The organism is Arthrobacter sp. KUASC02, from assembly GCF_059739395.1.
In genome coordinates, this window is sequence record NZ_AP046053.1 from 2,424,044 (window position 1) to 2,438,411 (window position 14,368).

Below are 14,368 nucleotides of genomic sequence, written 5' to 3' on the forward strand. Positions count from 1 at the left end.
GAGCCTAACGGCTCACGCATGACCTGTGAAATACCTCACGCCGCCGGCGATGCCGCACCGGGATGCTGCGCCGGGGATGCTGCACCGGGTCGGGGAGTTTCCGGCAGCTGGGCGCCGGGAAGGGTGCTGCCGCCGCGGCCCTAGGATGGGGTGCATGCTTCCCGACGCCGCCCGTTTGCTCCTGTGCCCCGTCTGCCGAACCAGCCTGGGCCTCCGGGGCAACCGGCTGGCGTGCCCGGAAGGCCACAGTTTTGACGCTGCCAGGCAGGGCTACTTCAACTTGCTGGTGGGCAAGGGCACTGTTTTCGAAGCCGATACGGCGGCCATGGTGGCCGCCCGCTTCGACTTCCTGTCCAACGGGCATTACCGGCCACTGGCCGACGCGGTCGCGGAACTAGCCGCCCCCGCGCTGGGCGGGGCGGACGCTGCGGTGCTGGATGCCGGAACAGGAACCGGACATTACCTGAATGCCCTGCTGGCGGCCGCCCCTGCGTCCGCCATCGGCCTCGATATTTCCAAATTCGCGCTGCGGCGTGCGGCCCGGATGAATCCAGACGCCGTCAACCTGGTCAGCGACGTCTGGCAGCCGCTTCCCGTCGCGGACGCCGCCGTCGACGTCGTCACGGTGGTTTTCGCGCCGAGGAACGCCGCGGAATTCGCCCGTGTGCTCCGCCCCGGCGGGCGGCTGATTGTGGTGACCCCGCGGTCCGGCCACCTTGCCGAAATAGCGGGTCAGACCGGCATGCTCGGGATCGAGCCGGCCAAGGAGGAACGGCTTGCCGCCTCCCTCGGAGGACATTTTGCCCAGCGCTCCACCCGGGAGCTGGACCTGGATCTGGGGCTTGAACCGGCCGACGTCGGCAACCTGGCCCTGATGGGGCCGGCCGGCCACCATCTGGACCCGGCAGCGCTGGACGCCATCATCGCCGGGCTGCCGCCCCTCACTCAGGTCTCGGCCCGGTTCCGAATCAGCGTGTTTGAACCCCGGAAGTAGGCGGCCTCATAACGAGTTGACTACTTTCCGACCGTGCCTGACGGTCCCCTCCTGCGCCCCGCAGCTTCGGTCTAGGATGGAAGCACAGTTACTGAGGGCCTGCGTCCGCAGCCCCGGGGACGAAGGGGGAACGCATGTTTGAATGGCTTGGCGAGAACTGGTGGGCACTGTGGCTCACCGTCTTCCTGGCGTTTGCTGTGGTGGAAATGCTCACCCTGGACTTGTTCTTCATCATGCTTGGAGGCGGAGCGCTGGCCGGCCTGCTGGCTGATTTCGCCGGTGCCGACTTCTGGCTGCAGATCGTGGTCTTCTGCGTTGTTTCCCTGTTGATGGTGGTCTTCGTTCGTCCGGTTGCATTGAAGCACCTGAAGAAGGGGCCCGCGGATCAGCGGACCAACATCGACCGGCTGATCGGCGAGTCCGCCCTCGTTATGGAAACCGTCAGCACCTCCTCCGGGCTGGTCAAGATCGGCGGCGACGTCTGGAGCGCACGCTCGGAGAACGGTGTCCTGAACGCCGGGCAGCGGGTGGTGGTTTCGGCCATCGAAGGAGCCACCGCGGTGGTGGCGCCACAGCCGGAGACGGCCGTCCAGTAGGACCAGCAGCACCAGCAGGCAGGAACATTTTTCCGGCAGCCGCCACCGGCGCCGGGCACGCGGCGAACCGCCGCCGCGAACATAGCAAGGCACATAACTGGGGAATAGGTGATGTATGGATATCGCAGTCGCAATCGTGCTGCTGGTTCTCGTTGCGTTCGTAATAATAGTGCTGGTCCGGTCGGTGCGAATCGTCCCGCAGGCCCGCGCCGGCGTCGTGGAACGGCTCGGTAAGTACCAGCGCACCCTGCTCCCGGGCCTCACCATCCTGATTCCCTTCGTGGACAGGCTCCTGCCGCTCCTGGACCTTCGCGAGCAGGTTGTGTCATTTCCCCCGCAGCCGGTGATCACCGAGGACAACCTCGTCGTCTCCATTGACACCGTGGTCTATTTCCAGGTCACTGACGCGAGGGCGGCCACGTACGAGATTGCGAACTACATCCAGGCGGTGGAACAGCTGACCACCACCACGCTCCGAAATGTTGTTGGCGGCCTGAACCTCGAAGAGGCGCTGACCTCACGCGACCAGATCAACGGCCAGCTCCGCGGTGTCCTGGATGAAGCTACCGGACGCTGGGGCATCCGGGTTTCCCGTGTGGAGCTGAAGGCCATTGATCCGCCCCACTCCATCCAGGACTCGATGGAAAAGCAGATGCGTGCCGAGCGCGACCGCCGCGCAGCCATCCTGACGGCTGAGGGCACCAAGCAGTCGGCCATCCTCACGGCGGAAGGGCAGCGCCAGTCTTCCATCCTGAAAGCCGAAGGTGATGCCAAGGCTGCCATCCTCCGTGCCGACGGCGAAGCCCAGGCCATCCAGAAAGTATTCGACGCAATCCACAAGGGCAACCCGGACAACAAGCTCCTGGCGTATCAGTACCTGCAGACACTGCCCAAGCTGGCCGAAGGTTCCTCCAATAAGCTCTGGATCATCCCCAGCGAAGTCGGAGAAGCCCTGAAGGGCATCGGCAATGTCCTCGGAGGCAACAATGCTGACTCCCGCACCGGCGGTCTCTTCGACGGCGGAAGTGGCACCAACGCGGACGACGGCACTGGTGCCGGAACCGCCGCCAAGCACGGGGGCACGCAGCCCGGGGACCCGCGGCAGCCTCTTTAGGCAGCCGCGTCCGGCATTGGCCAGGGAGGCGTCCGCGTTGCGGGCGCCTCCCCCGCTTTTGCCTGCGGCAGGGTCCGGCTTTACGCGCCGGGAAATAAGCCCGTATAATAGGATATTTGTCCGGCTGGTTCAGACCTGCTGGAACAATCAAGCTTGGCAAAGCGTTGTGTCTATTGATGCAGGGCAGTGCAAACAGTAGTCCGAGGCGTGAGCTGCCCCGGCTAGCGCGGAGCCTCGCTCCGCGAACCGACCAAAGGGAGAAATCATGAGCGATCGCAGCCTTCGGGGCATGCGTCTTGGCGCACAGAGCATGGAGACCGAATCCGGTGTTGAGCCGGCTCCGCGCCAGCGGGTTGAGTATCGTTGCGAGGACGGCGAGCAGGTCTTCGTTACCTTCTCTTCCGAAGCCGAGATTCCCCCGGTGTGGGTTTCGAAGACGGGCAAGGAAGCCTTGCTCGTTGACGGCGAACGCCCCGTCAACAGCAACGAGAAGGCCGTGCGCACGCACTGGGACATGCTCCTGGAACGCCGCTCACTGCCTGAGCTCGAGCAGATCCTCGAGGACCGTCTGACGATCCTTCGCGAACGCCGCGGCGAACGCCGCTCGGCCTAGCCAAGCGTCCCGCGAAGTCGAGAACGCAAAGGGCCGGGCCCGTACCTCATCAGAGAGGTTACGGGCCCGGCCCTTTTCTTGTGTCCGGCTAGTGCCGGACGTTCAGCACCGGTGGCCTAGGACGCAGCCGAACCGCGGCCGGTGAGCTTCCGCCAACGGGCGGTGAGTCCCCACTTGGTGACGTTGATCATGGCTTCCACCACGATATTGCCGCTCATCTTGGAAGCTCCGAGTTCCCGCTCCACGAACGTGATGGGGCGTTCAACGATCTTCAGGCCCATTTTGGCCACCCGCCAGGCCAGGTCAACCTGGAATCCGTAGCCCACGGAGTCCACCTGGTCGAGGTTGAGCTTCTCAAGCGTCGTCCGCCGGAAGGCGCGGAAGCCGCCTGTGACGTCCTTGATTTTGATGCCCAGCATAAGCCGGGCGTAGGTGCTGCCGATCCGTGAGATGGCTTGGCGGTACAGCGGCCAGTTGACCACGCTGCCGCCCGGCACCCAGCGGGAGCCCATGGCGAGGTCTGCGCCCTCTTCCACGGCGTCCAGGAGCTGCTGCAGCTGCTCGGGCTGGTGGGATCCGTCGGCGTCCATTTCCACCAGGATGTCGTACCCGGCTTCCAGCCCCCACTTGAAGCCGGCAATGTAGGCCGCCCCCAGGCCGGCCTTGCCTTGGCGGTGGAGAACGTGGACCTGGTTATCCTCCGCGGCGATGCCGTCCGCAAGCTGCCCGGTGCCGTCCGGGCTGTTGTCGTCCACCACCAGCACATCGGAAGCCGGGACGGCTGCACGCAGGCGTGCGAGTGTCTTGGGCAACGATTCCAGCTCGTTATAGGTGGGGATGATGGTGAGGACACGCACAGCGGGGCCCTTTCCTTGATGGGAGCGGTCACGCGCCAGGAAGCCAGATAGAAGTGAGGGCTTTAAGGCGCAAGTCACCATTATAGGGAGTTTGCGCTGATGGGGCGCGTCACGCGGGCGGGCCGCGGGCAGGTCCACATGCCTCGGGCCAGTTGCGTCCGGATGCGATGTGCCTCGGCGGAACTGTTTTCTGCTGCGAAGTGGACCTGCCCCCGGGACTGCCACGGTCTGGCCCGACGGCAGGTCCGGCTGGGCATCCTGCTGGCGGGTCACGCGGCCAGACGGAGCCCCTTGACTATTGGTTCCGTCCGTTGCGACTCAATGCTACGGACAGCCCCGGCAGTGTCAACCCGGGTTTGACCTGCAGGTTTAGGCATACCTGCAGGTCAGGAGCATACGGCGCGCCGGTAAGCTTTACGGTCTATGACCGCAGGGAGCCGTTTGTGAACAGCTCCCGTCCGTCCCGGACGGTCTGCAGGCACACAGGATCGGTACCGGTGTCCAGTGCCGGGAGCAACGGTGTGCGCGCCCGGGGGTCCGTACTCCAGGACTGAACCCGGCCGTCCGCAACCTGCACCATGAGTTCCTCCACTTCCCAGACGGCGAAACTGGCCGGCGCGCCCGGTACCAGCTGGCCGGCCATCGGGTTGCGGTATTTGGCTGCCCGCCAGCCGGCCCTGGTGTGGCCAAGGAACGCGGCCCGCGCTGAGATGCGCTGCTCCGGATTGCTGTGTTCGAGGCAGGCGCGGACGCTGGCCCAAGGGTTGAGCGGAGTGACAGGACTGTCGCTGCCGAAGCTGATGGGAACTCCTGCGGCATAGAACGATGCGAAGGCGTTCATCCCGCGTTCCCGGTGCCCCAGCCGTTCCTGATAGAGACGGCCGGCCCCGCCCCATGCGGCGTCGAATCCCGGCTGCACACTGACCGTCACTGAGTATTTGGCCAGCCGCTCGATTGCGTCGGCGTCGGCCATTTCCACATGTTCGAACCGGTGGCCGGCGGCCCTGACCCGCTGCTCCCCCACTTCCGCGGCCGCCCGGTCCAGAGCGTCCAGGGCTGCGTCGAGTCCTGCGTCGCCGATGACGTGGAAGCCCCCTTGGATGCCCAGCAGGGAGCAGGCGGCCAAGTGCGCGGCTGCCTGGTCAACGGACAGGTAGAGGCTGCCGCGCTCTCCCGAAGCATCGCTGTAGTCATCCCTGAGCGCGGCAGTCCGGGACCCGATGGAACCGTCAATGTTCAGGTCCCCGGCGAGCCCGCGCACGGCGGCGCCGAGGCCGTCCAGGATAGCGCGGGCGTCCTCCTCGGACCCGGCCAGCTGGCCCCAGTACGGGAGGACCTCAGGCGTCGGCTTCCCGAGGGCATCCGGGCCGTTCCAACCGGCTGCAATCCGCAGGTCTGCGGCGCTGCCGATATGCGGCGCGGCCATTTCCGCCACTGCCACGTAGCCGTTTGCGGCGGCTTCGGCCAAGGCGCGGGACTGGTAGTTCCGCAGGTCCCCGTCCGGCAGCTGCCGCGCTGCAAGCCTGGCCGACGTGTGGGCATGCCGCTTCACCTGGCTGCCGGCCGAGTATCCGTCCAGCCCGGCGAGGCCTGCTGCTTCGGCCAAGGCGGAAGAGACCAGTGCGGAATGGGCGTCGACGCGCGAAAGATAGACCCGCCGGCCCCCCGCCGCGCGTTCCAGTTCCTCGCGGCTGGGCAGGGCCGGGTCGGACCAATTGCTCTCGTCCCACCCATGGCCCAGGACGGTGGCGCCGGCATCGGCTGACGACCCCGCAACGGAGGCAGCCACAGCGTCCAGGAGTTCGGCGGCCGAGCGCACTCCGCCCAGCTGCAGTGAGTCCAGGGCAATGCCCGTTTCAGTCAGGTGGACGTGTGAGTCAACAAATCCGGGCGCCAGGAGTGCGCCGTGGAGGTCGACGATGTCCATCGACGAATCGGCGATGGACGTGGCTGCCTGCTCTGAACCGACCCACGCCACGGTGTCGCCGTCCACCATCATGGCGGTGGCAAACGGGTCTGCAGCGGTATAGACGGAACCATTGCGGTACAGCGTCACTTTGCGTTCTCCGGCCGGCTGGTCCGCCCGTGCGTCAGTCATGTTGTGTGGTGCTCCTAAGCAGCCTTGAAGTAGTGGAAAATCTGCGGACGGGTCCGGTGGGGGTCACACCACGGTGGAGTAGGCGACCACGCCGCGGCGCACCAGGATGATGGCCTCCGAACAGAGCCGTGAGAGCCTCGGATCCAGGCCGGGGATCTTTGCCAGCTGGTCCAGGAGGTCGATGACCTGCTTGACCCACCGGACAAAGTCGCCGGCTGCCAGGTCCGTGCCGCTGAGGACTTCCTGGAGGTGCCTGCCCTTGGCCCACTTGAAGATGGGCCACACGAGGCCAAGCTCCGGTTCACCGGTCAACGGAAGCTTGTTCTCCTCCTCGGCGTCCTCCAGCATGGACCATTCCCGGACGACGATGTCGACGGCGGTCTCCAGCGACACGCTGGGCATCCGGGGCCGCAGTCCGCGTTCTTCCCGCTTGGCCTGGAAAACCAGCACGCTCGCCAGGGCCGCCACTTCGGTGGCGTCGAGGTCGCTGAACGCATCTTGCCGCAGGGACTGGGAAATAAGGAGGTCCTTTTCGCCGTAGATCCGGCGCAGCTTCTGGCCGTCGGCGTTGATGGACACCCTTCCCGAATCGGACGTTTCGAGGTAGCCGTAGCTGGAGAGAAGGTCGCAGACGCGGTCAAACGTCTTGGCGATGGTGTTGGTCCGGCCCTGGATTTCGCGGATCAGTCCGTCCGTTTCGCGGCGAAGCTTCAACCAGCGCTCCGACCAGCGCGCGTGATCCTCGCGTTCACTGCACCCGTGGCAGGGATGGGACCGCAGGGCCAGCCGCAGTTCGGTAATCCGCTTCTCCTGGTCCGGCAGGGCCGCCGCCCTGCCGAAATCAGTGTTGCGGGTGTTGCCGGGCGCAGGGGGACGGTTTTCCCGGATGGCGTTGCGCACCGACGACGCCAGGTCCTTGCGCGACTTGGGCACCTTCGCGTTGAACGACTTGGGGATGCGGACCCGGGTCACCGGGGTGATGGGTCCTTCAAGGTCGTGGATGCCAATCCTGCGTAACTGGTTGTCCAGCGTCAGCACGGCGGGGCGCGGCTCGCGGGAGTTGTGGTCTGAGCCGAGCACCACGGCCAGGCCGGGTGCCCTGCCTGTCGGCACGTCCACCACGTCGCCGGGGAGGAGCCTGCTCAGGGAGTCCTCGGTAATGGACTTGCGGGCCTTCGAGGTGCTGCGGGAGGCGGCGTTTTCGGTGTCCGAAAGTTCCCGCCGAAGCCGGGAGTACTCGGTGAAGTCCCCGAGATGGCAGGTCATGGATTTCTGGAAGCCGGCCAGGGATTCCTCCCTGCTTCGGACCTGCTTGGCCAGGCCAACCACGGAACGGTCCGCCTGGAACTGGGCAAACGAGGATTCCAGGATTTCCCGCGCGCGCGGCCGGCCGAACTGCGCCAGGAGGTTGATGCTCATGTTGTACGTGGGGCGGAAGCTCGAGTTCAGGGGGTAGGTTCGGCGGGATGCGAGGCCTGCCACTGCCGTGGGGTCCGTCCCGGGCTGCCAGAGCACCACGGCGTGGCCTTCGACATCGATGCCGCGGCGTCCGGCGCGGCCGGTGAGCTGGGTGTACTCGCCGGCGGTGATGCCAACGTGGGCTTCTCCGTTGAACTTGTCCAGCTTTTCGAGCACCACCGAACGTGCCGGCATGTTGACACCCAGCGCAAGGGTTTCGGTGGCGAAGACCGCCTTGACCAGGCCTTCGACGAAGAGTTTCTCCACGACTTCCTTGAACGTCGGGAGCATTCCTGCATGGTGGGCTGCCAGGCCACGCAGGAGTCCATCCCGCCAACTCCAGAATCCGAGGACGTCCAGATCGTCAGAGGGGATGTCCTGTGCTGCTTCGTCAACGCGGCTGGCGATGATCTGTTGTTCCCGCTCGGTGGTCAGCCACAAACCTGCCGCGACGCACTGGGCCACTGCAGCGTCGCAGCCGGCGCGGGAGAAGATGAAAGTGATGGAGGGCAGCAGGTCCTGCCGGTCCAGGCTGGCGATGACCTGGGGGCGGCTGGCCTTGCGGACGGCACTCTGCTGGCCCGCCTGGGAGCGGTCGCCGCGCTGGTTCTGCTGGCGACGCTGGCTGCGGCCGCCATGGCCGAAGCGGGCCCGTGAATTCATCTGGCTCTCGGTGCGTGCCATCGCCAGCAGGTCCGGGTTCACTTCAAATCCCCGTTCGAGGGCGACGTTGGCCGTCATGGCCGTTGCGCCGGGGTTCGATTCCCCTTCGGGGGCAATTTCATCGAAGGTGGTTTCGCCCGCGAAGAGGTCCACGATCTCGCGTCCCACCATGACGTGCTGCCAGAGCGGCACCGGCCGGTGCTCGGTAACAATGACGTCGGTGTGTCCGCGGACAGTGTCAAGCCATGCACCGAATTCCTCGGCGTTGGAGACTGTGGCGCTCAGCGAAGCCACCTGGACTTCGCTCGGCAGGTGGATGATGACTTCTTCCCAGACGGCGCCGCGGAACCGGTCAGCGAGGTAGTGGACCTCGTCCATGACAACGAAGCCGAGGTCGTCCAGGGTGTCTGAATCCGCGTAGAGCATGTTCCGCAGGACTTCGGTTGTCATCACAACAACCGGGGCGTCGCCATTGATGCTGGTATCGCCCGTCAGGAGTCCAACGTTCTCCGCGCCGTATTTGTCCGCCAGCTCCGAGTACTTCTGGTTGCTCAGCGCCTTGATCGGGGTGGTGTAGAAGGCCTTGAGGCCGCGCTGGAGTGCCAGATAGATGGCGAACTCCCCCACGATGGTCTTGCCGGCACCGGTGGGGGCCGCGACCAGCACTCCCCTGCCCTGTTGCAGGGATTTGCAGGCCTGGCGCTGGAAATCGTCGAGTTCGAAATCCAGCGTGCGGACGAACGCGCCGAGGTAGGTGTTGGCTTCTGCGGTCCGTTCGGCACTGGCCCGATAGAGTTCGGATGGCGACTGTGGCCCGGTTGTGGAGGACATACTTCCAGCCTAGTGGGCGAGGGGCTACAGTTTCCCCAGTTCCGAGCCGGGCGTCGCGACGTCGGCCGTCGCGTCAGTTTCGGCGGCGATCTTCGCAGCCTTACGGTCCCGGCGCCGGTCGTTGAAGATACAGAGTCCGATGGCGGCGAAAAACAGTGCAAGCAGCGGGCCTGCGAGCAGGAACATGGACAGTGCGTCCGCTCCCGGCGCCGCGACGGCGGCCAGCACGAACACCAGGAAGACTGTGATGCGCCATGCTTTCAGGATGGTCTCGCCCCTGATGATGCCGGCCATGTTGACGCCGACCAGGACCACGGGGACCAGGAACGCGAGCCCAAGGAACAGGACCATGCGGGTGACGAAGTCGACATAGTCGCGGGCATCGATGAGGTTGGAGAACCCGGCAGGCGTGAACTGGGTCAGCGCGCGCACCACCTGCGGCGTCACCATCCAGCCAACCCAGACGCCGGCAAGGAAGAGCGGCACGGCTGCGGCCATATAGCCGAGCGTGTAGTGCCGTTCCTTCTTGGTGAGGCCGGGTGTGATGAAGGCCCACAGCTGGTAGATCCAGATGGGGCTCGAGATGACGGCGCCGATCAGCAGCGAAAGCTGCAGTTTGAAGTCAAACGGCGACGCAATGCTCGAGAAGTTCACCGAAGAGGTGCCGCCGGTTGTCTCGGCAATCCGATCGACGGGTTCCTTCAGGGCGCTCAATACCGGGTCGTAAAGGATCCAGCCCCCGATGCCGCCGATGACGAGTCCAATGGCCGACTTAATGAGCCGGTTCTTGAGCTCCTTAAGGTGGTCCATCAGGGCCATGCGGCCCTCAGGGTTGGATTTACGGCCCTTCGTCAGTGCCACTTCAGGTCAAACGCGGTTCGACGGCGGAACGTCGGTTCCGTCGGCGCTGCCGGAGTCACCGTTTTGCGGCCGGGACTGCGGGTGGTTGACGATTTTGCCTTCAACCGGGTCCGTGCCGTCCTTGGCCTCGGGCTTGCCGTCGTTCTTCATTTCCTTGACCTCGGACTTGATGATCCGCATTGACTGGCCGAGGCTGCGGGCCATGGCCGGAAGCTTGGGTGCAGCAAAGAGAAGCAGAGCCACGATGATAATAATGACGATGGGCCAAGGGCCATCAAAGAGTCGTCCCACTGGAAGTCCTTTCCTCGAAATACATCCTACGTCTAACCGAAATCGATGTCGCGCAGCGCCTGGAGCTGGCCACGGTCCGCTTTGCGCTGAACGCGCCGGCGGCGGCGTTCATCCCTGCGGGAGGATTTGGACGTGAGGTAATCATGTCTCATCTGCATCGGCGAGGCAAAAACCGCTGAACCGGCCACCGGGTGGCGTCCCGGGCCGTGCTCCCCGTCGGGCGCCTGGCCCGGCAACGATGCAGGGTCGGTGAGGTTGGCGAGCGGTGCGCCGAAGCGTTCACCGGCAGCGCCCAGGTCCCTGGCCGTGGCCATGAATTGCCTGAACAGCCTTATTCCCAACAGCACATAGAAAAGAAGGGAAACGGCTACGAGCGCTATCCAGATCAGGATCCAAGACCACCAAGGCATGCTGAGTAGTCTAGCCGCCGTAGCGGGCCAAAGCCGCGCCGATCCAGTCACTGGCAGCCTCAGCCAGGCTGGCCGGCGCAAGGATACGGACGGCTCCGCCGTGCTGGGCGACGAACGTCGGTAGCCACCCGGTGCTGCCGAACCTGATTTCGGCCAGGAGACCGCCGGTGGGGAGCGGAGCCGTCCGCTCCGAGTAGTAGTCGTCGGCGAGTCCGATGCCTTGTGGCGCCAGTTCCACGGTGACCAGAGTGTCGTCGTCGTTCGGGGTGAAGAGTTTCACCGGGAAGCCCTCTGCGGGCTTCGCCGCTTCGGTCACGGGCCGGCCGTTCGGTTCCAGGCTCTCGATGCGGTCCAGACGGAAGTTCCGGAGCCCGTGTGCGCTGTGGCAGTAGGCCTCGAAGTACCAGGTGTTGTCCAGAGAATAGAGCCGCAGCGGGTCGACGTCCCGTTCGGACATGGAGTCGCGTTGCGCGGAGAAGTAGGTGAGGTGCAACTGCCGGCCGTCCGCAATGGCCTGCCGGATCGTGGCAAGGTCCGCGGAATTCGCCGGACCCACCTGCGGTCCGGCGATGGATGCTGCCTTCAGGCCCTCCTCCCCCGCGGCCGCCATCAGTTTCACCGTGACGGACTCCAGGGCGCTCCCCTCTGCGAGCTCAGGCAGGCCGTTGAGGGTCTCCAGGCCGGTCAGGAGTGCGCATGCCTCGTCCACCGTGAACCGGACCGGTCGATTGAGGTCAAGGTCCTGGGTGATGTAGACGTGGTCGTCCTCCCACTGAATGTCCAGGAGATCGTCCGGGTACCCCTCGGGCAGGCCGGAGCAGATCAGGATCCGCAGGTCGTCTTCCAGTTCCCTCCTGGTCACGCCGAAACTGGAAGCAACCTCAGTGATGTGCAGGCCCTGGTTGTGGACCAGGAACGGGACCAGCTGAAGCATCCGCTTGAGCTGGTCCTCGGACGTTCGCTTCCGCGGGCGCTTCGCCGGGGCAGCTTCCGAGAAGGCGACCGTGGGCGCCGGAGACGCCGCGAAGTCCGCTGCAGCCTGCAGCCTCCTCCGGACTGCCGATACCAGTTCGTTCGGCGCACGGACCACCACGTTGGGCCCGTAGGAGGCGAGTTCCTCGCCCAGCACCTCAGCATCCCGGAAAGGGACGCTGAGCCGGTCCCACCCGGCGTCGGGCGCGTCCAGCGGCATGTCCGGCGGGGTGTGTGCGGCGGCTGCGGTGACGCGCTTGCGCAGGCCGAGCACCCTGCCTTCGGCCACGTCCACGACCGCGGACTGCACCGGCAGTTCGGCCAGGGAGTCCAGTTCCAGCCGGACGTTGAAGCCTTGGGGCCGCATGTAGTGGTCCTTGTCCAGGACGGCTACGGCGGACGTAAAACGGGAGAGCCGGAAGAAACGCTTCGCGTGACGGGCCCGGTCAAAGCCCACCAGGTACCACTGCCCGAAGCGGCTGCCCAGGCCCCAGGGCTCAACGGTCCGGGCCTCTTCACGGCCCGTGCTGCCGGCCAGGTAGGTGAAGCTGACGGGATGCTGGGCGTGCATCGCCCTGATCAGGTCCTCAAAGGCCTGGCCGGCGGGTTTGATCCTTGGCTGAACGCCGGCCGGGAGTTCGGCCTCCGTGAGGCCGCCGGCCGCCTGCAGCTTGCGCATGGCGTCCTGCGCCGCCGATCCGAGTGCGGCCTGCTCCCAGAGCTGGGCCGCCAGGATGAGCACTGTGCATTCGGCGGAGGTGAGGCTGACGTCGGGGAGCCGGTTGGACTCCTTGCCGATGCGGTAGCGCGTCGTGGCGGGATCGTCGGAGCCCCAGCCCTGGTCCATCACTGTTTCGACGTCGAAGCCGAACTGGCGGAGGTCGCTCTTGTCCCGCTCGAACATGCGGCCGAAGGCAACCTCGCTGCTGCTCGTGTCGTGGTACACCTTGTCGCGCAGTTCACTGCGCCGCAGGCCGTAGCGGGTGTTGAGGAGCGCGATGAGCAGGTTCAGGAGGCGTTCTGTACGTGAGGCGGACACCTTGGCTACGTTACTAAAGCCGTTGCGCCTTAACGCCGAAAGCGCGGCAACAAACGGAAATTTCCTTCCGATTGTTACCGCGCTTGCTAGGCGTGTCCGGCTGGTGCCGGGCCGTCGTCCGTTTAGCGGACTCCGACGAGGTCCACAACGAAGATCAGTGCTTCGTTGGGTCCGATCGCTCCGCCGGCACCGCGGGAACCGTAGGCGAGCTCGGAGGGGATTTCCAGGCGGCGGCGGCCGCCGACCTTCATGCCCAGCAGGCCCTGGTCCCAGCCCTGGATGACCTGGCCAACGCCAACGCGGAAGTCCAGCGGCGCACCGCGGCCCCACGACGCGTCGAATTCTTCGCCGGTGGACCAGGCGACTCCGACATAGTGGGTGGAGACGGTGTCGCCCGGCTTGGCCTCGGCTCCGTCGCCCTCAATGAGGTCGGTGATCACCAGTTCGGTGGGGACATCCCCCTCGGGGAAGTCAATTTCCGGCTTCTGGCGGTCGAAATTGCGCTGTCCAAATGACATGTTTGCTCCTTCTTGGTTTGGGTTGGCTTGGAAGTTGGGTGGCTTACTTGACGCCGAGGATATCGACGACGAACACCAGATCGCCCTTGGCTTCACCCTGTCCGGCGTCACCGTAGGCGAGGTCCTTCGGGATGACCAGGAGGACACGGGAACCCACGGTCTTGCCGGCGAGGCCCTGGGTCCAGCCCTTGATAACGCCGGTCAGCGGGAAGCTGGCTTTTTCGCCGCGGTCGAAGCTGGAATCAAACTTGGTTCCGCCGTTGAGGGTGACGCCCACGTAGTTGACGGTCAGCGTGTCGGTTTCCTTGACGGCCGGACCGGTGCCCTTGATTAGGTCCTGCGAGACGAGGGCTGTCGGTGCCTTGACACCGTCGACCGAGATCTCCGGGATTCCCTTGTCGTTTTCCTTGACGGTCGGCAGTCCGGCGGGCGGCGTGACCGTCTCACCCTCCGGCTTGTCCAGCACCTTCGGGGCATCCTTGGCGGCGAGCACCTTCACAACAAGCAGCTGCGTGGGGCCGGCCTCGGTGCCTCCCTGGGCGGCCTGGCCCGGCACGGCGAGGGCAAGCTGCGAACCGATTTTGGCGCCAACAAAGGCGTTGTAGATCACGGCGTTGCCGGTCTTGAGGGCGTCGTTCAGCTCAAGCGGCTCGGGGTCCTTGGCAAAGGTGTCCTCGAGCGTGCTGCCGTCCTTGCCGCTGACGGCGAGGATGGAGATGTCGGCGATCTGGTTGGCCTTCAGGCGCTCTCCGGTACCCTCGGTGACCACCTTCACGGTGGGTTCCTTCACGTCCAGGGGCTTGTCGAATTCGACGCCAGGTGCCTTCTTGTCCCCGTTGTCCGTAAGCTTCAGGGAGTCGAGCTTGGCGGTCTCGCCAGCAGACTGGCTGGTGGGTTCCGGGGCTGCAGGCGATCCGCCGCAGGCGGTGATCAGCAGCAGTCCGGGAATGAGAATTGCTAGTAGTCGGCGCACGTAAGAACTTTCGTCGGGGCAAGATGGATGCGTTGCCGCGAGTGGTGCGCGCGGCAACGCAGTCGGGGCCGGATAAACGG

Annotated in this window: 13 protein-coding genes; 4 read left to right on the forward strand and 9 right to left on the reverse strand. The window is 65.4% G+C overall.

Annotated features, from left to right (window positions below; translation table 11 throughout):
* Positions 1-154: 154 nt before the first annotated feature.
* From AC6JAC_RS11185 to AC6JAC_RS11200, 4 genes are all read left to right on the forward strand, one after another.
* Positions 155-994 carry a putative RNA methyltransferase gene (locus AC6JAC_RS11185; protein WP_497964703.1) on the forward strand — a complete coding sequence of 280 codons (840 nt, stop codon included), beginning with the start codon at positions 155-157 and terminating at the stop codon, positions 992-994.
* A gap of 134 nt (positions 995-1,128) precedes the next feature.
* Positions 1,129-1,590 carry an NfeD family protein gene (locus tag AC6JAC_RS11190; protein WP_028269200.1) on the forward strand — a complete coding sequence of 154 codons (462 nt, stop codon included), beginning with the start codon at positions 1,129-1,131 and terminating at the stop codon, positions 1,588-1,590.
* Between the two features lie 115 nt (positions 1,591-1,705).
* On the forward strand, positions 1,706-2,704 hold the full coding sequence (locus tag AC6JAC_RS11195; protein ID WP_347894466.1) for an SPFH domain-containing protein: 999 nt from the start codon (positions 1,706-1,708) through the stop codon (positions 2,702-2,704).
* A 265-nt stretch (positions 2,705-2,969) separates the two neighbouring features.
* Entirely contained in the window at positions 2,970-3,317 is a 348-nt protein-coding gene (locus AC6JAC_RS11200) for an RNA polymerase-binding protein RbpA (protein ID WP_026266329.1), read from the forward strand.
* A gap of 116 nt (positions 3,318-3,433) precedes the next feature.
* Here the strand turns inward: AC6JAC_RS11200 and AC6JAC_RS11205 are convergent, their stop codons facing one another.
* The 9 genes from AC6JAC_RS11205 to AC6JAC_RS11245 form a co-directional block, all read right to left on the reverse strand.
* A complete protein-coding gene (locus AC6JAC_RS11205) occupies positions 3,434-4,174 on the reverse strand; it encodes a polyprenol monophosphomannose synthase (RefSeq protein ID WP_454698661.1) in 741 nt (246 codons plus the stop codon).
* 421 nt (positions 4,175-4,595) lie between these two features.
* Positions 4,596-6,272, reverse strand: a complete 1,677-nt coding sequence (locus tag AC6JAC_RS11210) for an amidohydrolase (RefSeq protein WP_497964706.1) — start codon at positions 6,270-6,272, stop codon at positions 4,596-4,598.
* Between the two features lie 63 nt (positions 6,273-6,335).
* Positions 6,336-9,224, reverse strand: coding sequence for a DEAD/DEAH box helicase (locus AC6JAC_RS11215; RefSeq protein WP_497964708.1), 2,889 nt, complete (start codon positions 9,222-9,224; stop codon positions 6,336-6,338).
* A 24-nt stretch (positions 9,225-9,248) separates the two neighbouring features.
* Positions 9,249-10,043, reverse strand: a complete 795-nt coding sequence (tatC, locus tag AC6JAC_RS11220) for a twin-arginine translocase subunit TatC (RefSeq protein WP_028269205.1) — start codon at positions 10,041-10,043, stop codon at positions 9,249-9,251.
* Between the two features lie 48 nt (positions 10,044-10,091).
* On the reverse strand, positions 10,092-10,376 hold the full coding sequence (gene tatA, locus AC6JAC_RS11225; protein WP_497964710.1) for a Sec-independent protein translocase subunit TatA: 285 nt from the start codon (positions 10,374-10,376) through the stop codon (positions 10,092-10,094).
* 32 nt (positions 10,377-10,408) lie between these two features.
* On the reverse strand, positions 10,409-10,786 hold the full coding sequence (locus tag AC6JAC_RS11230) for a hypothetical protein (protein ID WP_454698658.1): 378 nt from the start codon (positions 10,784-10,786) through the stop codon (positions 10,409-10,411).
* Between the two features lie 10 nt (positions 10,787-10,796).
* The gene (locus AC6JAC_RS11235; protein ID WP_497964712.1) at positions 10,797-12,797 is read right to left on the reverse strand and encodes a helix-turn-helix transcriptional regulator; all 2,001 of its coding nucleotides are present in this window, start codon (positions 12,795-12,797) and stop codon (positions 10,797-10,799) included.
* A 122-nt stretch (positions 12,798-12,919) separates the two neighbouring features.
* On the reverse strand, positions 12,920-13,315 hold the full coding sequence (locus AC6JAC_RS11240) for an FKBP-type peptidyl-prolyl cis-trans isomerase (RefSeq protein ID WP_028269209.1): 396 nt from the start codon (positions 13,313-13,315) through the stop codon (positions 12,920-12,922).
* 43 nt (positions 13,316-13,358) lie between these two features.
* The gene (locus tag AC6JAC_RS11245) at positions 13,359-14,288 is read right to left on the reverse strand and encodes an FKBP-type peptidyl-prolyl cis-trans isomerase (RefSeq protein ID WP_028269210.1); all 930 of its coding nucleotides are present in this window, start codon (positions 14,286-14,288) and stop codon (positions 13,359-13,361) included.
* Positions 14,289-14,368: the final 80 nt, after the last annotated feature.

Excerpts from the sequence above, each read along its gene's own strand:
- AC6JAC_RS11185 (WP_497964703.1), top strand. The coding sequence starts at position 155 with ATGCTTCCCGACGCCGCCCGTTTGCTCCTGTGCCCCGTCTGCCGAACC.
- AC6JAC_RS11190 (WP_028269200.1), top strand. The coding sequence starts at position 1,129 with ATGTTTGAATGGCTTGGCGAGAACTGGTGGGCACTGTGGCTCACCGTC.
- AC6JAC_RS11195 (WP_347894466.1), top strand. The coding sequence starts at position 1,706 with ATGGATATCGCAGTCGCAATCGTGCTGCTGGTTCTCGTTGCGTTCGTA.
- AC6JAC_RS11200 (WP_026266329.1), top strand. The coding sequence starts at position 2,970 with ATGAGCGATCGCAGCCTTCGGGGCATGCGTCTTGGCGCACAGAGCATG.
- AC6JAC_RS11210 (WP_497964706.1), bottom strand. The coding sequence starts at position 6,272 with ATGACTGACGCACGGGCGGACCAGCCGGCCGGAGAACGCAAAGTGACG.
- AC6JAC_RS11215 (WP_497964708.1), bottom strand. The coding sequence starts at position 9,224 with ATGTCCTCCACAACCGGGCCACAGTCGCCATCCGAACTCTATCGGGCC.
- tatC (WP_028269205.1), bottom strand. The coding sequence starts at position 10,043 with ATGGCCCTGATGGACCACCTTAAGGAGCTCAAGAACCGGCTCATTAAG.
- AC6JAC_RS11230 (WP_454698658.1), bottom strand. The coding sequence starts at position 10,786 with ATGCCTTGGTGGTCTTGGATCCTGATCTGGATAGCGCTCGTAGCCGTT.
- AC6JAC_RS11240 (WP_028269209.1), bottom strand. The coding sequence starts at position 13,315 with ATGTCATTTGGACAGCGCAATTTCGACCGCCAGAAGCCGGAAATTGAC.